This is a genomic window from Citrobacter sp. Cf132 (assembly GCF_030333885.1).
GTDB classification, from domain to species: Bacteria; Pseudomonadota; Gammaproteobacteria; order Enterobacterales; family Enterobacteriaceae; genus Citrobacter; species Citrobacter freundii.
Genome location: NZ_JAOWFA010000059.1, coordinates 1 through 18,575 on the forward strand (window position 1 = coordinate 1; position 18,575 = coordinate 18,575).

General features: G+C 50.1%; 21 protein-coding genes. 9 read left to right on the forward strand and 12 right to left on the reverse strand.

From position 1 onward, the window contains the following. Window positions 1-147: 147 nt before the first annotated feature. Together OGV85_RS17460 and OGV85_RS24445 are read right to left on the reverse strand one after the other, a co-directional pair. The gene (locus OGV85_RS17460) at window positions 148-1,128 is read right to left on the reverse strand and encodes an IS5-like element ISKpn26 family transposase (RefSeq protein ID WP_000019450.1); all 981 of its coding nucleotides are present in this window, start codon (window positions 1,126-1,128) and stop codon (window positions 148-150) included. Between the two features lie 45 nt (window positions 1,129-1,173). Continuing rightward, the gene (locus tag OGV85_RS24445; protein WP_353655413.1) at window positions 1,174-1,671 is read right to left on the reverse strand and encodes a hypothetical protein; all 498 of its coding nucleotides are present in this window, start codon (window positions 1,669-1,671) and stop codon (window positions 1,174-1,176) included. A gap of 234 nt (window positions 1,672-1,905) precedes the next feature. Between OGV85_RS24445 and OGV85_RS17465 the strand changes: the two genes are divergently transcribed. Further along, on the forward strand, window positions 1,906-2,250 hold the full coding sequence (locus OGV85_RS17465; RefSeq protein ID WP_003028959.1) for a DUF1294 domain-containing protein: 345 nt from the start codon (window positions 1,906-1,908) through the stop codon (window positions 2,248-2,250). Window positions 2,251-2,276: 26 nt separating this feature from the next. Here OGV85_RS17465 and OGV85_RS17470 read toward each other — a convergent pair whose 3' ends face one another. Further along, window positions 2,277-3,068 carry an MBL fold metallo-hydrolase gene (locus OGV85_RS17470; protein ID WP_003028958.1) on the reverse strand — a complete coding sequence of 264 codons (792 nt, stop codon included), beginning with the start codon at window positions 3,066-3,068 and terminating at the stop codon, window positions 2,277-2,279. A gap of 190 nt (window positions 3,069-3,258) precedes the next feature. Between OGV85_RS17470 and OGV85_RS17475 the strand changes: the two genes are divergently transcribed. Together OGV85_RS17475 and OGV85_RS17480 are read left to right on the forward strand one after the other, a co-directional pair. Next, complete coding sequence (locus tag OGV85_RS17475) at window positions 3,259-4,101, forward strand: aminoglycoside phosphotransferase family protein (protein ID WP_057064407.1); 843 nt, start codon at window positions 3,259-3,261, stop codon at window positions 4,099-4,101. 115 nt (window positions 4,102-4,216) lie between these two features. Continuing rightward, window positions 4,217-5,245 carry a HoxN/HupN/NixA family nickel/cobalt transporter gene (locus tag OGV85_RS17480; RefSeq protein ID WP_061548244.1) on the forward strand — a complete coding sequence of 343 codons (1,029 nt, stop codon included), beginning with the start codon at window positions 4,217-4,219 and terminating at the stop codon, window positions 5,243-5,245. Between the two features lie 52 nt (window positions 5,246-5,297). On the opposite strand, the gene OGV85_RS17485 is transcribed toward OGV85_RS17480, so the two are convergent. Both OGV85_RS17485 and rstA read right to left on the reverse strand, forming a co-directional pair. Then, window positions 5,298-6,638, reverse strand: coding sequence for an L-cystine transporter (locus OGV85_RS17485; protein ID WP_057064409.1), 1,341 nt, complete (start codon window positions 6,636-6,638; stop codon window positions 5,298-5,300). Window positions 6,639-6,884: 246 nt separating this feature from the next. Next, window positions 6,885-7,619: a two-component system response regulator RstA gene (gene rstA / locus OGV85_RS17490; protein ID WP_003028952.1), complete on the reverse strand. Its 735-nt coding sequence runs from the start codon at window positions 7,617-7,619 to the stop codon at window positions 6,885-6,887. A 127-nt stretch (window positions 7,620-7,746) separates the two neighbouring features. Here rstA and OGV85_RS17495 point away from each other — a divergent pair, with 127 nt between their 5' ends. Further along, a complete protein-coding gene (locus OGV85_RS17495; RefSeq protein WP_003028950.1) occupies window positions 7,747-8,082 on the forward strand; it encodes a GlpM family protein in 336 nt (111 codons plus the stop codon). Here the strand turns inward: OGV85_RS17495 and folM are convergent. From folM to ydgH, 3 genes are all read right to left on the reverse strand, one after another. Then, window positions 8,079-8,801: a dihydromonapterin reductase gene (gene folM / locus OGV85_RS17500; RefSeq protein WP_016150208.1), complete on the reverse strand. Its 723-nt coding sequence runs from the start codon at window positions 8,799-8,801 to the stop codon at window positions 8,079-8,081. The two genes, OGV85_RS17495 and folM, sit on opposite strands and share 4 nt — an antisense overlap. A 36-nt stretch (window positions 8,802-8,837) precedes the next feature. Then, window positions 8,838-10,220: an amino acid permease gene (locus tag OGV85_RS17505; RefSeq protein ID WP_057064410.1), complete on the reverse strand. Its 1,383-nt coding sequence runs from the start codon at window positions 10,218-10,220 to the stop codon at window positions 8,838-8,840. A gap of 245 nt (window positions 10,221-10,465) precedes the next feature. Beyond that, window positions 10,466-11,410 carry a DUF1471 family protein YdgH gene (ydgH, locus tag OGV85_RS17510; RefSeq protein WP_003028946.1) on the reverse strand — a complete coding sequence of 315 codons (945 nt, stop codon included), beginning with the start codon at window positions 11,408-11,410 and terminating at the stop codon, window positions 10,466-10,468. A gap of 525 nt (window positions 11,411-11,935) precedes the next feature. On the opposite strand from ydgH, the gene pntA reads away from it, so the two are divergent. Next, window positions 11,936-13,465, forward strand: a complete 1,530-nt coding sequence (pntA, locus tag OGV85_RS17515) for a Re/Si-specific NAD(P)(+) transhydrogenase subunit alpha (protein WP_003028945.1) — start codon at window positions 11,936-11,938, stop codon at window positions 13,463-13,465. A 10-nt stretch (window positions 13,466-13,475) separates the two neighbouring features. Continuing rightward, window positions 13,476-14,864: a Re/Si-specific NAD(P)(+) transhydrogenase subunit beta gene (gene pntB, locus OGV85_RS17520; protein WP_032935797.1), complete on the forward strand. Its 1,389-nt coding sequence runs from the start codon at window positions 13,476-13,478 to the stop codon at window positions 14,862-14,864. Between the two features lie 46 nt (window positions 14,865-14,910). Here pntB and OGV85_RS17525 read toward each other — a convergent pair whose 3' ends face one another. Continuing rightward, the gene (locus tag OGV85_RS17525) at window positions 14,911-15,945 is read right to left on the reverse strand and encodes an AI-2E family transporter (protein ID WP_003028941.1); all 1,035 of its coding nucleotides are present in this window, start codon (window positions 15,943-15,945) and stop codon (window positions 14,911-14,913) included. Between the two features lie 138 nt (window positions 15,946-16,083). On the opposite strand from OGV85_RS17525, the gene OGV85_RS24590 reads away from it, so the two are divergent. The 3 genes from OGV85_RS24590 to mdtI all read left to right on the forward strand — a co-directional run bounded on the left by OGV85_RS24590 (window position 16,084) and on the right by mdtI (window position 17,043). After that, window positions 16,084-16,254 carry a protein YdgV gene (locus OGV85_RS24590; protein ID WP_085951052.1) on the forward strand — a complete coding sequence of 57 codons (171 nt, stop codon included), beginning with the start codon at window positions 16,084-16,086 and terminating at the stop codon, window positions 16,252-16,254. 107 nt (window positions 16,255-16,361) lie between these two features. After that, on the forward strand, window positions 16,362-16,727 hold the full coding sequence (mdtJ, locus tag OGV85_RS17530; RefSeq protein WP_161799268.1) for a multidrug/spermidine efflux SMR transporter subunit MdtJ: 366 nt from the start codon (window positions 16,362-16,364) through the stop codon (window positions 16,725-16,727). After that, window positions 16,714-17,043 carry a multidrug/spermidine efflux SMR transporter subunit MdtI gene (gene mdtI, locus OGV85_RS17535; protein WP_003028939.1) on the forward strand — a complete coding sequence of 110 codons (330 nt, stop codon included), beginning with the start codon at window positions 16,714-16,716 and terminating at the stop codon, window positions 17,041-17,043. The genes mdtJ and mdtI overlap by 14 nt, the downstream gene beginning before the upstream one ends. A gap of 34 nt (window positions 17,044-17,077) precedes the next feature. Here mdtI and OGV85_RS17540 read toward each other — a convergent pair whose 3' ends face one another. The 3 genes from OGV85_RS17540 to asr form a co-directional block, all read right to left on the reverse strand. Next, window positions 17,078-17,899: a trypsin-like serine peptidase gene (locus OGV85_RS17540; protein ID WP_003028938.1), complete on the reverse strand. Its 822-nt coding sequence runs from the start codon at window positions 17,897-17,899 to the stop codon at window positions 17,078-17,080. 100 nt (window positions 17,900-17,999) lie between these two features. Next, entirely contained in the window at window positions 18,000-18,083 is an 84-nt protein-coding gene (gene ydgU / locus OGV85_RS24595) for a small membrane protein YdgU (protein WP_085954017.1), read from the reverse strand. A gap of 86 nt (window positions 18,084-18,169) precedes the next feature. Then, window positions 18,170-18,565, reverse strand: coding sequence for an acid resistance repetitive basic protein Asr (asr, locus tag OGV85_RS17545; RefSeq protein ID WP_003028934.1), 396 nt, complete (start codon window positions 18,563-18,565; stop codon window positions 18,170-18,172). Window positions 18,566-18,575 lie beyond the last annotated feature (10 nt).

The following is an 18,575-nucleotide window of genomic DNA, read 5'->3' on the forward strand; positions in this document are numbered from 1 at the left end:
GGAAGGTGCGAATAAGCAGGTCATTTCTTCCCAAGCTGACTCGCTGATTAAAATTTCGCGGATCTGGGCCGATTTTTTTCCCGCAAACACATCGAATCAGCCTATTTAGGCTATTTTTTCCACCATTTCTGGCGTTATTTCCGGTTTTTACTGAGATCTCTCCCACTGACGTATCATTTGGTCCACCCGAAACAGGTTGGCCAGGGTGAATAACATCGCCAGTTGGTTATCGTTTTTCAGCAGCCCCTTGTATCTGGCTTTCACGAAGCCGAACTGCCGCTTGATGATGCGAAACGGGTGCTCCACCCTGGCACGGATGCTGGCTTTCATGTATTCGATGTTGATGGCCGTTTTGTTCTTGCGCGGATGCTGCTTCAAGGTTTTTACCCTGCCGGGACGCTCGGCGATCAGCCAGTCCACATCCACCTCGGCCAGCTCCTCGCGCTGTGGCGCTCCTTGGTAGCCGGCATCGGCTGAGACAAATTGCTCCTCTCCATGAAGCAGATTACCCAGCTGATTGAGGTCATGCTCGTTGGCCGCGGTGGTGACCAGGCTGTGGGTCAGGCCACTCTTGGCATCGACACCAATGTGGGCCTTCATGCCAAAGTGCCACTGATTGCCTTTCTTGGTCTGATGCATCTCCGGATCGCGTTGCTGCTCTTTGTTCTTGGTCGAGCTGGGTGCCTCAATGATGGTGGCATCCACCAAAGTGCCTTGGGTCATCATGACGCCTGCTTCGGCCAGCCAGCGATTGATGGTCTTGAACAATTGACGGGCCAGTTGATGCTGCTCGAGCAGGTGGCGGAAATTCATGATGGTGGTGCGATCCGGCAGGGCGCTATCCAGGGATAATCGGGCAAACAGGCGCATGGAGGCGATTTCGTACAGGGCATCTTCCATGGCACCGTCGCTCAGGTTGTACCAATGCTGCATGCAGTGAATACGCAGCATGGTCTCCAGCGGATAGGGCCGTCGGCCATTGCCCGCCTTGGGATAAAACGGCTCGATGACAGCGGTCATATTCTGCCATGGCAGAATCTGCTCCATGCGGGAGAGGAAAATCTCTTTTCGGGTCTGACGGCGCTTAGTGCTGAATTCACTATCGGCGAAGGTGAGTTGATGGCTCATGATGTCCCTCTGGGATGCGCTCCGGATGAATATGATGATCTCATATCAGGAACTTGTTCGCACCTTCCCTAAAAGGTTACTTCGTTTCTCAACATAGATTGTGTTGTTATATTCGTAGTTACCTTCGGGATAGCAAATTCTGATGTTAGTCCCGAGATCCGGATCGTCAACATCAGCCCCCGAACAGCTTTTAGAACTTCCTGTAGAGTAGGTGTATGGAGCGGTATAGGACGAGGGGACACCTGGAATGAACCAGGTTATCGCCATAACTGTGATCACTGAAAACAGCACCATAGCAATGCTGATGCTACCAAATAATTTCAGATAAGTTTGGAAGGGACTTTTTTTCATTATCCCATTACCTACCAGAAATAGGGTGATTAAAAATGACACTGCCAGAGAAATAAGCATGAGGTATTTTGATGTGAGCGGATAGAGAAAAGTTGCTCTGTATATCGTTACCTTCCACCAGTAAAAAAGAAAAATTGCGCCGAGAGATAATACGGTGACAAAAAACAAATATGGATATGAGTATTTTCTCATCCCTGCGACTCCAGAACAATTTCTCCATTTGGATTTAATAAATTACCATTTGTTCTGAATAATGAAAATGATTCTCTTGTTTGAATTGTTAGGTACGCCGCAGACCAGAGAATTTCCGCTATTTCTGGGGATATAGGCATAAAAATAAAAGGGGTATTCTCACCCATGGCAGGGATGACTGACCTTGCGTATAATGGGTGACGAAACTTCCTGAAAAGTGCTGTGACTGAAAATATGAATCTCAATCGCTGTTGTTATTCGCTACTCATTTTTGCAGCGATCGGCTGCATTTTCACCGCTCACCCTCTTGTCATATGGTTTCTACTCGCCAACATACTGACGTTGCTGTTATACGGCGTGGACAAAATGGCGGCACGCAAGGACTGGCGTAGAGTGCCGGAATCCACATTGCTGGTGTTTGGCGTTGTGGGCGGATGGGGTGGCGCGATAGCGGGTCAACAAATCTTTCGCCATAAAACACAAAAGCAGCCTTTCAAAACCTACTTCATTATCAGCGTGATAGTGAGTATTTCTGTGATGGGCGTGGTTTATCAGTTCTATCCATTTTTACCTTCCTGAGTCTGGTTGGTGAATAAACTGCCGGTTTATCTGAGGCAGGAAATATACTTTTCACCTGAACGCCGCACAATTTCATCGGCATTTTGCGTAATATCTTTTCCTGCAAATGCGCCGTAAAGTTGCTTAAATTTCACTGTACTCAGTCTCTGGGTAATGTTGCTGACCGTTGCAGCTGGCAACGGTAGCATATTAGGGTAGCTCCACATAAAAGAGACGGCATGCGCACCTGGCGTAACCTGGACGATGTCGCCGGAAAGCACCACGCCTTCGTCACGCGCCCAGTGCAGGACGCAGCCGCCAGCAAAGTGTCCGCCGAGACGTATCACCGTGACGTCACGGGTTAACTCAATGGTGTCGCCATCCCAGAATCTAATCCACGGGCTGTCGCGCATTACCCACCTTCTGTCGCTGGCATGAAGGTAAATAGGCGCGTTAAATTCTGCAGCCCAGTCCTGCATGGTGGTGTAGTAATGAGGATGCGATATCGCGATAGCCTTAAGCCCGCCAAGGGACGTTATTAGCGTTTTTGTGGCATCGTCGAGCGAGGCAATGCAGTCCCATAAAATATTGCCTTCAGAGGTACGCAGAATAAACGCGCGCTGATCAATTGCAAAATCAGGAACGGTGCGGATGCTGAGGAGAGTACTGTCGTGTTGCTTCCACTTATTTGTATGCGATGCACACAGGGCGGTAAAATCGACCCATTCCTGTCCGCTCGCAGGGACATACTGGCGTTCATCCTGGCAGATATCGCACTGTTCCGGATGGGCACCAGTTACCTCATAGGATGTTCCACAGGTTTTGCATAACGTGATCATCGTGTCCTCCTTATTTACCGAACACAGTCAGCATGGCACACAGATACACAAGGATGTGCCTGTTAGTGCTCAACCCGTTAAGTCAGTGATGACGGCTATGGGAGGTTGTAGCTCAACCAAAAGAAAACAGGAATAATGCCGACACGGATCCATTTGGTTACCATCTTCCAGAGAAAAATGAGGATATTGTTTGGAAAATCGCCTGTTCAACACCTGGCTCAACCGTTGGGGACTCACTCCAGATGGTGAACCGGTTGAAACACACACATCACAGCTTTTGCCTGTAGTGGTCATCAGGGACGGTCAGAAAGCCATACTTAAAATCACCGACGATGACAGTGAACGGATCGGCTGTGAACTCATGGTCTGGTGGAACGGAAATGGCGCAGCGAAAGTACTTGCTTATGCAGCAGGGGCGATTCTGCTGGAACGTGCGACAGGGACAGGGTCTTTAGCGGACATGTCCTGGACTGGTAACGATGCGCAGGCTTGTCGCATTATTTGCCATGCTGCCAGTAGACTCCATTTCTCCCGGAATGCGTCTACGCCAGCGTTAACACCTCTACACCATTGGTTTAGCGATCTGGCTCCTGTCGCGAAAAAGCATGGCGGTATCCTGACGCGTTGTGCAGCGGTGGCAAATGCGCTGCTATCTTCACCCCGCGATGAAGTCGTATTACACGGCGACCTACACCACGGCAATATTCTTGATTTCGGAACGAGAGGATGGCTGGCTATCGATCCCAAAGGGCTGCTAGGCGAGCGTGGCTTTGATTACGCCAATATTTTTACTAACCCTGATCTTGCCGAACCCACCAGACCTGTTGCCATTGAGCCGGAAACATTCACACAACGAGTCAACATTGTGTCTGAAATCGCAAGAATTGAACGGCAACGTTTGCTGATGTGGATTGTTGCCTGGTGTGGGTTGTCGTCCGTCTGGTTTCTGCAAGAGGGGGACAGCGCAACGGTACCTCTGCGTATTGCGGAGCTAGCGATGGCGGAACTTGCTTCAGGTGATAATCAACTTTGATCTACGACACTGGGTTAGTAATTCTTAAGAGTTATCATTAGCCTGATAAACGTTATATTAATTAATCAGTGAGTGGTGGTGTGTTGTTTAGCTCAAATTTAATTGGCGGGAAACAATGAACGCATTGTTTTCATTATTTAAAAAACGCCCGAATATTCTTTTGTTGATGGTCTTACTCATCGGGGCAAACATCGTGGCGTGGCTGTGGGCTTTCATCGCGTTTAGCAACAACACGTCATTGCTTGCACTGAGTCTGATTGCGTGGTGCTACGGTTTACGCCATGCTGTCGATGCCGATCATATCGCCGCGATAGACAGCGCTACACGTAAACTCATGCAGCAGAAAAAACGCGCCCTGACGACGGGAGCCTGGTTTTCTTTGGGGCACTCCACCATTGTGGTACTGGCAAGCATTGGCATTGCACTGACCACCAGCGTGTTTAAGCAACATATGGCATGGTTTCAGAATGTCGGCGGTCTGATAGGAACTTCGGTTTCTGCCGCGTTTTTGCTGATTCTGGCTACCATTAATCTCATTATTTTCTGCCAGGTCTGGAAGGCATTCCGCCATCTTAAACGCACCGGTACTTACGATGGCACCACGGAAGACTTTACAGTTTCAGGTCCTCTGAACTGGCTTTTCCGCTCAGCGTTTCGGTTGGTAGGCAAAGACTGGCATATGTATTTTGTCGGTTTTCTTTTTGGTCTGGGTTTTGATACCGCCACTGAAATTTCTTTGCTGGGAATTTCTGCTTCAAGCGCGTCCAGTGGCATGTCTGTTTGGTCAATTCTCGTGTTCCCGGCGCTGTTTACCTGCGGTATGGCGTTAATTGATTGTCTCGACAGTATTCTGATGGTTGAGGCCTACGGATGGGCGTTCAATAAGCCGCAACGCAAGCTCTATTACAATATGACCATTACCGGGACTTCCGTGATTGTGGCGCTATTTATTGGCGGACTGGAGGCGCTGGGGCTTCTCTCTGACGCGTTTTCGCTTCAGGGTGGTTTGTGGGATACCGTCAGCAATTTAAGTGACCATATGGGGAATGTCGGTTTTGTGATTATTGGCGTCTTTATCGGCTGCTGGATTATCTCTGCCGTAAATTACCGTTGGAAAAAATACGACGGGCTGACGTTTAGTTGACACAAAAGAAAGCCTTCCAGCAACAGGAAGGCTTTGATCTTTTTAGGACTGACTAATTCGCGTTCACGGGTTGTGGTTTTTCAGCACTCTTTTTCAGGAGCCTGTTAGCCAGCACGCCAGACATCATCGAACCGTTCACGTTTAATGCCGTTCTGGCCATATCGACGACAGGCTCGATAGCAATGAAAATCCCCACCAGCGCGACCGGGAAGTTCAGTGTTGAAAGGACGATCAGCGCAGCAAATGTTCCGCCACCGCCTACACCCGCCACCCCAATAGAACCCAGCGCAATCGCAGGTAGCATGGCGAGCAAAAAATGTACTGATAGCGGATCAATCCCAATTGTTGGAGCAATCATCGCCACCATAATAGCCGGATAGATCCCGGCACAGCCATTTTGACCCATGCTGGAGCCGAATGAAGCCGCAATATTGGCAATGGTGTTTTGCACGCCAAATTTTTCTTGTGCGGAAATAGCCAGTGGAATAGATGCAGCACTGCTGCGTGAAACAAATGCAAAGGTTAAAACTGGCCAGACAGTTTTAAAATAGTGAACGGGATTATTACCGCTCAGAACCAGTATCAGTGCGTGGACGATAAACATCATCAGAATCGCAAGGTAACAGGCAGCAATAAAGCCTAACAGACTGGCAAATTGTTCAAATCGATACGCGGAAAATACGCCTGCCATTAATGCCATCACACCATAAGGGGTGAGAGCAATAACGATACGCACCATTTTCATCACCCAAATCTGGATAGCGTTAATGCCAGCACTTAATTTTTCACCTTCTTGCGGGGCGTCCTGTTTGACCTTTAATAATGCCACGCCGGCAAGTAGGGTGAAAATAACAATGCCAATGACGGAAACGCTTCTGGCCCCTGTTAGATCGAGGAAGATATTCGTGGGGATCAGAGATGTAACCAGTTTAGGCAGTGAAATGGAGGCTGTTTTATTTACATCGTCTGCCGTCAGCGTGGACTGCATATGAACAAACGCACTGGCGTCCAGGCCTAATACATGCGCAGTCAACAGCCCAATAAAACCGGCAATCATTACCAGACAGAGCATGCATCCGACGATGGTTAACGACATTTTCCCAATGCCTGCGCTGTTTTCGAGCTTATTAATGGCTGAGAGAATAGAGATGAAAATCAGCGGTACCGCAACCAGCTTCAGTAAATTCACATAGCCGTTGCCAATAACATTGTACCAGTCGATAACTGTTTTTCTTTCGTCAGCAGCAATGAGATGCAGGGATAAACCGATAACGGCACCCGTAAAAATAGCGATGAAGACGCTTTTTGAAAGAGAGTGACTTTTTTGGTTGATTCTGAAAATTGCCCATGAACAAACCAAAAAGAACGCGATATACGCGAGCGAAACGAACATATTGTAGCCTCTTGCCTCATTCAGCACCTGAAATGCCGGAAAGAGTTTTGTTAGTGCGAAAAAAAATGATGAACCATACGGGTTCAGGACCGCGACGGATTATAGGGAGGGGGGAGGGTAACAGCCACACAAAAAGTGTGGAACGGCGTCGGATGGCGTTTGTATGCTTGTTCTGTAGACGATTTTAAGTGACAGTGTAACGTATTGTGAATAATCCAGCCGATCGATGAGATCGGCCCGGTGGCATTACTTCTGTGGCTCGTCGTCCCAGGCGTGGGGTGCAAAGAGATAACCTTTATTGCGCACTGTTTTGATTCGATAAGGTTCAGTCGCGTTATCGAGCAGTTTTTTGCGTAACCGGGAAATCGCGACATCTACGCTGCGATCCATGCCGTCATAGCTTACGCCGCGCAGGTTCTTAAGCAACGCATCGCGGTCCATAATCTGCCCGGCATGGGTTGCCAACTCCCACAGTAATTCAAAATCAGCGGTGGAAAGAGAAACTTGCTCGCCGCCGAGCAGCACGGAGCGGTTGGTTGGGTCGATAGTGAGTGTGCCGAAGCGCAGCGTTGTGTGCGGTGTGATGGTCGCCGATTGAATGCCTTTAGACTGGGCAGAGTGCTCATTCTGACGCAGGTGCAGACGCAGGCGAGCCAGCAGCACCGCTGGCGGCGTGGTTTTCAGAATATAGTCACAGGCGCCCATTTCCAGTGCCAGGATATGGTTCATGTCGCTGTCCAGCGAGGTGAGCAGGACAATCGGGCCTTGCCAGCGTCCGCGTAAATCTCGGCAGATAGTCATCCCGTCTTTGCCCGGCAGCATGATATCTAATAACACCAGATCGGGTTGAACGTGCAGGATTTTCTCCTCGGCCAAATCACCGCGAGGTTCAAGGATAACCTCAATATCATGCCGGGCCAAATAGGCTGCAATCAGTGAGCCAACTTCGGGATCATCTTCAACAAATACGATGGTGTTCATATCATTAATTTTTGAATATAAAACGCCAACATACACCGCCCTGGTTTTTCCTTCCATTAATCTTTTCTAAACAAGAACGCTTCCGTTATGCTAGGGGCTGATGTTATTGATGTGTTAAGGCAGAGTGATGGGACTCGTTATAAAAGCGGCGCTCGGTGCGCTGGTGGTGGTGTTGATTGGCTTGCTGGCGAAAACAAAGAATTACTACATTGCCGGATTAATTCCGTTATTCCCGACGTTTGCGTTGATTGCCCACTATATCGTGGCCAGTGAACGCGGGATCGAGGCGTTACGTACAACCATCATATTCAGCATGTGGTCGATTATTCCCTATTTTGTCTACCTCGTTTCACTGTGGTATTTCACCGGATTTATGCGCTTACCCGTTGCGCTCGGCGGATCAGTGGTGTGCTGGGGCCTGAGCGCGTGGTTGCTGATCTTTTGTTGGATCAAACTGCACTAACGCAGATGACGCCCGCCATCAAGGGCAAAACTACGTCCGGTGACAAAACAGCTGGTTAACAGATAGTCAATTAAATCAATGACTTCTTTTTCACCTGGTGCGGTTTTCATCAGTGATTTGTTCAGTGCCTGCTGGCGATACTCTGCATCATCACCCTCGTTAAACAGGATAAGTGAAGGGGCAATCGCGTTCACTTTCACTTCCGGTGCCAGTTTGCGCGCGAACGAGCGGGTCATATTATCCAGCGCCGCTTTGCTGGCAGCATAAGCAATGTGCTTGTCGCTGCCGCGTTCCACAACATAATCAGTAAAATGGATTATATCGCTGGCCGCGTGTCCATGACCGCGTAGCAATCCTTCCAGTGCGTGGTTGAGCAGGTAGGGCGTATTGACATGAATCTGCATCATGGCTGACAGCACATCGGTCAGCGGTGTACCAGGCTTTTCTGCAAGCCAGGCACTGGCATTATGCACAATAGCGCGCAAGCCATCCGTCTGAGCTTTGACCTCATCAGCAAAGGCCAGCACGCCTTCATCCGTGGAAAAGTCAGCAGGGATACAAATCGCGCCCGCTTCTCGCAGGCCGTCAATGGCAGGATAGTGCGTACGGTAGCTGACGATAACTGGCTGTTTTTGGTTCAGAAAGTGCCATGCGACGGCGAGGCCGATACGACGACCACCTCCGGTGATAAGAATTGGCAAAGGGTTTTTTTTACCCATCGTAATCTCCATATGTCGCGAACGATGGGTATAACGTTACCCCATCAGCATCCAGGTAGCCGGCACAGCAGCAACAAGCAGCAGGCCGATCAGCGCCATCTCCTGGCGTTTTAATACGTTTTCATGCGCGTGCGTTTTACGGGCATAAAGGAAAACCAGCAGTCCTGGCGCATACAGCACTACGGACAGCAGCAGGTGCATCGGACCTGACGCATACAATAACCATATGCCATAAATACTTGCCCCGATACCGACAGCCTTATGAATCGGACGGGTAGCAATTTTTAACAGAAATGCGCCGACCAGCAAATAGGGCACCAGAATCATCTCTGAGGCGATAGTCAATAACGTATTGTAGTCGGAACCAGTAAGCCAGATCAGCACCAGGCAGAGCTGTACGCAGATGTTGGTCAGCCATAGCGACGCCGATGGCGCGCCTTGCGCGTTCTGTCGCGCAAAAATGCGCGGAAACGCTTTGTGCGTGGAGGCGAGGAACGGCACTTCTGCCGCCATAATCGTCCAGCTTAGATAGGCGCCGCACACGGAAACAATCAGACCTGCGGCGATAATAATTTCGCCCCATGGTCCCATCATTTTAACCATCAGACCGGCCATTGACGGGTTACGGATCTCCGCCAGTTCGGGACGTGCGACAACGCCCAGAGACAGCAGGGTGACTAGCAGGTAAACGCCCAGTGCGGCAAGTACCGCCAGCAGCGTGGCGCGTCCGACATCGCGTTTGTTTCTGGCACGGGCAGAAACCACCACCGCGCCTTCCACACCGATGAATACCCACAAGGTGATGAGCATGGTGTTTTTGACCTGCTCCCAGACGGGAAGGCCCAATGCTACGCCGGTAAAATCGAGAGTAAAGGTGTCGAGCTTAAACAGCATGAACGCCAGCACGATAAACAGACCCAGCGGCAGTAATTTCGCCAGCGTCGCGACCAGGTTAATACTGGCTGCCGTTTGCACACCGCGCAGCACAAGGAAGTGTACGATCCACAGCAGCATCGATGCGCCCACAATCGACTGCCAGGTATTACCGTCGCCAAACAGACGTAACTCAGGCGTGTCGGTAAAGAAGCTGAGTGCAGAGAAGACAATGACCAGATACGAAACGTTGGCGATAACGGCACACAGCCAGTATCCCCACGCGGAGCAGAAGCCAATCAGCTCGCCAAAACCTTCACGCGCATAGGTAAAAATACCGCCATCCAGTTCAGGACGGATACGCGTCAGGATCAGCATGGCAAAGGCGAGCAAAAGAATACCCGCACCGGTAATCGCCCAACCAATCAGTAATGCAGCCGGGCTGGCTACTGCCGCCATGTTTTGTGGCAGGCTGAAAACGCCAGCGCCGAGCATTGAGCTTAAAACCAGCGCGGTCAGTGCGCTCAGACCCAATTTCTTTTCCATTTGTATCCAGTTACAAAAACGAGAGTGAGAGAATAATTATTTTGGCAAACCGCATAAAAATGGTGAAAGCCACTAAGGCGCGGGATTTTACGGAGAGAAGAGAACGCATGCAATGGGGATAGAGAGATTTGTGACTAATAGTGTGAAAAGTCGTCTTAATACTGCTGTTTTTGTTTTGTCTGGGAGCAGAACTGCGCGAAATTATCAGGTCTACAAGGACTGTAGACCTGATAATACATTGGGTATTACTTATACAGATCGGCGCTGATTGTCACGTTGTTACCACGTTCTGACCACTGGCGGGTGATGTGATAATACTTCGCGCCTTTTTTCGCTGCGCGTTTTGCTACCTGATAAGAAACTTCCGTCATGTTGCCGTAGTTACCGGTGAACTTGATGCTGTCGAACGGTACCATCATGGCGGCGGTCGCTTTGTTCAGTTCTTCAACTTTGGTTCCATCCGGTAGCGTGACAGTGTAACGTCCGCCTTTGGTGGATTGCGTTTCGAAGAAGCGACCGACTTCAGCACTCGGAGAAGCGGTAGTCGCAACGCCTGGGATCTCAACTTTCTTCGCGGCTTCGCCACCTGCTGCTAATGCGGCGCGTCCGGCATCAGAATCTGCTGGGATTGCATCAGGGCTTTGCACGACGCGTTTTTTCGCATCAGCTTTGTAGATGAATGCGGTAATACGCTGGTTGCCGCCCTGGTTGGCATCGACCTGGCGCACGATATAGAAGGAATATGCACCTTTCTCTCTCGCAGCTTTGGTGATTGCATCGTTTACTTCAGGCTGGCTACGGTAGAAACCCTGTACCGTAACGGTATCGTAAGGTTCAATCAGAACGGCCTGATCTTTAGGCAATTCCATAACGCCGTTAATGATACGGTTTTTTGACGCTTCCGCTTTTTCAGCGTCAGCTTTATAGACGTCGGCAACAACGCGCCAGTTACCGCCGCTGCCAAAATCTGAAGTATCAACAACATAAAAGGAGGCTGCACCGTCTTTATCTGCACGGCGTGATACGGCAGCAACTGCATCACCGATAGCATTAAAACGACCGGTGACCACAATGCGGTCATAGGGTTTCAGGGCAGCCGCTTGCTCCGGCGTCAATTCTGTCGCTGCATTGACAGAAAAAGCAGTCGCAGAAATAAGTGCGGACGCCAGGAGAGTGTTCTTAAGCTTCATAAAAATAATCCTTCGCCTTGCGCAAACCAGGTACTGGTATTGTTATTGACTAGAAACGTCGCTGATTATTGCATTTAAATTGCGTCAGTGTCTGCGTCATTTTTCACTCATCGTGCCACCTGGCTTAACAACATCGATAACATTTAGTGATATGCCGAAAAATTCGGCGTTTGGTGACCAAAACTGATAAAGCAGTTGAATTTCATAAGTTAATTTAATGTTAATTAATTGTTTTTGGCAGGTACGTAATCATGTTTTGCCGCTTCGCTTAAGCGAATTATCAGCCTTTGTGGGCTATTTTTAGGGCATTTTATCTGTCTGAGGTTCGATTCATCTCTATTTTGCGAATTTCATAATAAATACTGTTTTTTGGCGCTAGATCACAGGCGTCATTTTCAGTAGGTTATACAGAGTTTGTTACTGTTTTATTTTATTGAGGTAACACTGACCTCTCTCGAGAGTGCGCGCATGCCTCGTGCGAACATTGATAAACCATCATCATAATTACAGATGGAAGGGAACATTATGCGAATTGGCATACCAAGAGAACGGTTAACCAATGAAACCCGCGTTGCAGCCACGCCGAAGACGGTTGAGCAGCTGCTTAAGTTAGGTTTCAGCGTCGCGGTTGAAAGCGGTGCAGGTCAACTGGCGAGTTTTGACGATAAGGCGTTTGTACAAGCAGGCGCAGAAATTGTTGATGGAAATGCAGTCTGGCAGTCAGAGATCATCCTGAAGGTCAATGCGCCGGAGGAGGCGGAAATTCCGTTACTCAATCCGGGCACGACGCTGGTGAGTTTTCTTTGGCCCGCGCAAAACCCGGAACTGTTGCAAAAGCTTGCAGAGCGAAACGTGACAGTTATGGCGATGGACTCCGTGCCGCGTATTTCGCGCGCACAGTCGCTGGATGCTTTGAGCTCAATGGCGAACATCGCCGGGTATCGCGCTATTGTTGAAGCTGCACATGAATTCGGTCGCTTCTTCACCGGCCAGATCACCGCCGCAGGCAAGGTTCCACCTGCCAAGGTCATGGTGATTGGTGCGGGTGTGGCAGGTCTTGCGGCGATCGGTGCGGCAAACAGCCTGGGCGCTATCGTGCGTGCTTTTGATACCCGTCCGGAAGTGAAGGAACAAGTGCAGAGCATGGGCGCCGAGTTCCTTGAACTGGACTTTAAAGAAGAAGCGGGCAGCGGTGATGGTTATGCCAAAGTGATGTCCGAGGCGTTCATCAAAGCCGAAATGGAACTCTTCGCTGCACAGGCGAAAGACGTCGACATTATCGTTACCACTGCGCTGATCCCGGGCAAACCGGCCCCGAAACTGATCACCCGTGAAATGGTCGATTCGATGAAAGCGGGCAGCGTAATTGTCGATCTTGCCGCGCAAAACGGCGGTAACTGCGAATATACCGTGCCTAATCAGGTGACAACCACCGAGAACGGGGTGAAGGTTATCGGCTATACCGACCTGCCTGGCCGTTTGCCAACGCAATCTTCCCAGCTTTACGGCACCAACCTCGTCAACCTGCTCAAACTGTTGTGCAAAGAGAAAGACGGCAATATCACCGTCGATTTTGACGATGTGGTTGTTCGCGGTGTCACGGTGGTTCGCGAGGGTGAAATCACCTGGCCTGCGCCACCTATCCAGGTTTCTGCTCAGCCGCAGGCTGCGCCAAAAGCCGCACCTGCACCGAAAGAAGAGAAAAAACCTGTCTCTCCGTGGCGCAAATATGCACTGATGGCGCTGGTGGTGATTTTGTTTGGCTGGCTCGCCGACGTTGCACCGAAAGAGTTCCTTGGTCACTTTACGGTGTTCGCGCTTTCCTGCGTGGTGGGTTACTACGTGGTCTGGAATGTGTCACATGCGTTGCATACTCCGTTGATGTCTGTGACTAACGCCATCTCAGGGATTATCGTGGTTGGGGCGTTATTGCAAATTGGCCAGGGTGGCTGGGTGAGTTTCCTGAGCTTTATCGCGGTGCTTATTGCCAGCATTAATATTTTCGGTGGCTTCACCGTGACTCAGCGCATGCTGAAAATGTTCCGGAAAAACTAAGGGGTAACATATGTCTGGAGGATTAGTTACAGCTGCATACATTGTTGCCGCTATCCTGTTTATTTTTAGTCTGGCGGGGCTTTCGAAACACGAAACCTCTCAGCAGGGTAACAACTACGGTATCGCCGGGATGGCGATTGCGCTGATTGCCACGATTTTTGGCCCGGATACCGGCAATGTTGCGTGGATCCTGGTGGCGATGATCATCGGCGGCGCGATTGGTATTCGTCTGGCGAAGAAAGTTGAGATGACCGAGATGCCGGAGCTGGTGGCAATTCTGCACAGCTTCGTTGGTCTGGCAGCGGTACTGGTGGGCTTCAATAGCTACCTGTATCACGACACGGGCCTGGAGCCGATTCTGGTGAACATTCACCTGACGGAAGTGTTCCTGGGTATCTTCATCGGTGCGGTAACCTTTACCGGTTCTGTGGTGGCCTTTGGCAAACTGCGCGGCAAGATCTCCTCTAAACCGCTGATGCTGCCGAATCGTCACAAAATGAATCTGGCGGCGCTGGTTGTTTCTTTCCTGCTGCTGGTGGTGTTTGTCCGTACCGAAAGCGTGGGCCTGCAGGTTCTGGCGCTGCTGGTGATGACCATAATTGCACTGGCTTTTGGCTGGCATCTGGTGGCCTCCATCGGTGGTGCGGATATGCCGGTGGTCGTTTCAATGCTCAACTCCTATTCAGGATGGGCTGCTGCGGCGGCGGGCTTTATGCTAAGCAACGATCTGCTGATCGTTACCGGTGCGCTGGTCGGTTCTTCTGGTGCGATCCTGTCTTACATTATGTGTAAGGCGATGAACCGTTCATTTTTCAGCGTTATTGCAGGTGGCTTTGGTTCTGACGGTTCTTCTACCGGATCAGATGAAGAAGTCGGTGAACACCGTGAGATTACTGCGGAAGACACAGCAGAAATGCTGAAGAACTCGCACTCCGTGATCATCACCCCGGGCTACGGCATGGCAGTGGCTCAGGCACAGTATCCGGTCGCGGAAATCACCGAGAAACTGCGCGCACGCGGCATCAAAGTGCGCTTCGGTATTCACCCGGTAGCAGGGCGTTTGCCCGGTCATATGAACGTACTGCTGGCGGAAGCCAAAGTCCCTTATGACATCGTGCTGGAAATGGACGAGATCAACGATGATTTCGCCGATACCGATACCGTGCTGGTGATTGGTGCCAACGATACGGTAAACCCGGCGGCGCAGGATGACCCGAACAGCCCGATCGCCGGTATGCCGGTGCTTGAAGTATGGAAAGCGCAGAACGTCATCGTGTTCAAACGTTCGATGAACACGGGCTATGCTGGTGTGCAGAACCCGCTGTTCTTTAAAGAAAACACCCATATGCTGTTTGGCGATGCCAAAGCCAGCGTGGATGCGATTCTGAAAGCGTTGTAATCGTCAGTGAAAACTAAGACGGCCTCTGAGGAGGCCGTTTTGCATTTTACTCTTTGTTGAGATCGCTCAGTAACACCGCAATGCTTTGACCACCGTTGGTTTGCTCTAGCGCGATTTTCACAATGATGGTTAGCGGAACAGAAAGCAGCATCCCAACAGGGCCGAGCAGCCAGCCCCAGAAGATTAACGACAAAAATACCACCAGCGTAGACAGTCCAAGTCCACGCCCCATGATCCGCGGCTCGAGGATATTCCCGAATACTAGGTTGATGACCAGATAGCCTGCCAGAACCACCAGCGCATCGTAAAGGCCGCTAAATACCAGCACCTGAGCAATAGGGGGAATGGCCGCCAATACCGAACCGATATTAGGGATGTAGTTCAGGGCGAAGGCCAGTAATCCCCAGACAAAGGCAAAGCGCACATCCAATGCAGCAAGCATGCCCCAGGCGACCAACCCGGTCACAATGCTGATTGCCGTTTTAAGCACCAGATAGTGAGAGACGCTGTCGATGGCGCGTTGAATCGCCGCCATACCTTCAATGGGGCGACTCATCATTTGTTTTAGTTTGTTGGGCAGTTGCGGTACTTCCAGCAGCATAAAAACTACCGTCAGTAGCAGTAAAAAGATCGATGACATAGCATTCGAAAGCTGCGCCAGCAAATTGGTCACCAGCGTCATTGCCGCGTTTGGATCGATATATTTGACGAGCTCATCCACGGAAACCCCGATCCCTGCGCGTTGTAACCATGGTTCAAGATTTTTTAGTGGAATAACCAGTGAAGAGCGATATTGCGGTAGCGTACGCGCAAGCTCATTTAAGGATGTGCCTAAATACGCTAACAGCAGTACCATTAGCATTACAATAATAACGATGAGCAATGACACCGCAAATACGCGCGGTATGCGAAGCTTGACCATCCGCTGCACCACGGGGTTCAGCACAACGGCTATAAATAACGCCAGAATAAAGGGGACGATGATATCTGCGGCAAAGCGAATGCCGCTCAGGATGATAACCAGCATGCCCAGCATAATGACTATTTTTAGACCGTTAAGCGTGATGATCGGTTTCGCCATGTGTATTCCTGCGTTTTTGATTTTTGAATCTGAATAATAGTGTGATTTGCGTCGAGTCGTTATAACAAAAATCAAACGGGGCGGGTAAAGAAGTGAAAAGACTTTGAGTTCGTATTGAAGCTATGATACAAATCATCTGTGTTTAACTACCGAGGACAATTATCATCCGCGATGATGAGAAGCAACACTGCGGATAATTGTAATATTATGGACAATATGTTCAGGATGTTTTTGCGTTTACCTTCACTTCTTCGTACCTCTTCCACTTTCTTGCTTGCGGGTGAGCAACACTGGCGCAACGCGCTTTAGTCCCTTCTTCTGCCTGAGCTGGCGCTGTGCGCTGAGCTAACTAATTTTATTTTTTGGTTTACTGCATGCAGTAGGCCCAAAGGACTATATTCTCAAGCAGGAGAAGCATCATGTTTTACTGGATATTATTAGGTCTGGCCATCGCGGCTGAAATTACTGGTACGCTTTCAATGAAATGGGCAAGCGTCGGCCATGGTAATTCGGGCTTTATTTTAATGCTGGTAATGATCGCCTTATCGTATATTTTTCTCAGTTTTGCCGTTAAAAAAATTGCCCTTGGTGTGGCCTATGCCCTGTGGGAAGGTATCGGTATTTTATTTATTACGCTGTTTAGCGTGCTGTTATTTGACGAAACCTTGTCCACATTGAAGGTGGCAGGACTGGCTTCACTGGTGGTCGGCATTGTGCTGATTAAATCCGGCACCCGAAAGCCTGTTAAACCGGGCAAAGAGGTGACTCATGCAACAGTTTGAATGGGTTCACGGTGCCTGGCTGGGTATGGCCATCGTGCTGGAAATCGTCGCTAACGTCTTTTTGAAATTTTCCGATGGTTTTCGCCGCAAGATTTATGGCGTGCTGTCGTTAGCTGCCGTGTTAGCAGCCTTTAGCGCGCTGTCGCAGGCGGTAAAAGGTATTGACCTTTCTGTTGCCTACGCCTTGTGGGGCGGATTCGGTATTGCCGCGACGTTAGCGGCAGGTTGGGTGCTGTTTGGTCAGCGCCTGAATAATAAGGGCTGGATCGGCGTGATACTGCTGCTGGCCGGAATGATAATGATAAAACTTGCCTGATATCCATGCTGCCCGTTAATGCGGGCAGCATGTGTTATTCCTGCGCCAACGCTTCCAGCTTCTCGCGAAAACCGGTCACGGATATGGCGCGATTATCTGCCCGCCAGCGATCTTTGGCTGCTGGAGCGGAGCTTTGCACACCAATCAACTGCCAGCCAGACTCGGTCTGCAACATCAATGGCGAACCGCTGTCGCCCGGGAGCGTGTCGCACTGGTGTGACAAGACGGTATTCTGCGCCCAGCCGGTCACCACACAATCCTGATGTGTGTACAGGTCGTCCAGATGATCTTCAGGATAGCCCGACTGCGTGACTTTACGATCTGCAGTTTTTAGCGCCGCGGTTAACGCGTCCTTGTCGCCATCAAACAGTGGCAGCGGTGTGATGCCAGACGGCGGATTACGCAGCACCACCAGACCAAAATCCCACGGGGCTGCGGCAGGCGGCACTATCCAGCCATCACCATCGGCTTTTAAACGTTTGGCAAGTGAGGGCGCAACCCGGCCTTCAATGTCGTGGATTTCATAGCGCCAGAGACCCTTTTTAGACACGAAGCGCAATGCGACGGCTTTGTCCGGCTTACCTTTCGGGGGGGTGAGTAAACAGTGTCCGGCCGTCAGGGCCAGATGTGGCGAAATGAGCGTGGCGGTACACAGGTTACCGCTGGCGGTTTCCAGTTGCCCGATAGCGTCCCACGGCGATTGTGTAGGGTCAGTCACCTTTATGCGATCGTCATGACCAAAAAACAGCGTTTTTATATTTTCTGCTTCAGCGCTGTCCGTTGCAGGCTGGTCCGCATGCGCAACGACAGGAAGTAAACAAAGTGAACCCAGTAATACAGCAATGGTTTTATGCATATCACGCTCTGGTGGGGAATTATGATTATTAACAGCAAACCCTCAGTTAATACTATAGACGGGACGACGTGAAAGTGGGAGTAAAATCAGATAACTACATTCAGGCAAGATAAAAACGCATGGCGATGATGGCGCAAATTATCAGCGTAATAAGAATTAACTCAAAGCGGTAATGTGACACCATTTTACCCTCCGAAAGGCGGCGCTACATCAGGTCGATCTAGCGCCGTATGCTATGGCGTGGGGGACGCCATAGTGACTACAAATGCGTTATGCTGCAGGTTGAGCTGCTGGTTTAGCAGTGTCGTGTTTTACTGCTTTTTTGGTGTGTTTTTTAGCGGCCTGAGCTTTCTGCTCTGGCGCTTTTTGTTCTGCAGCTGGTTTGGTTGCAGCTTTTTTGGTGTGTTTTTTAGCAGCCTGAGCTTTCTGCTCAGGTGCTTTCTGTTCTACAGCCGGTTTTGTGGTGGATTTTTTAGCGTGTTTCTTGGCAGCCTGTGCTTTCTGCGGCGCTGCTTTGTGCTGTTTTTTATGATGCGTGGTTTTTGCCGGCGCAGCTTTAGTGGTTGCTGCAGCAGCCGGAGCGGTTGTAGCAGTTGTTTCAGCAGCAAATGCAGCAGAAGACAGACCCATAGCAGCGGCAACAACCAGAGCTAATACTTTTTTCATTCTCATACCC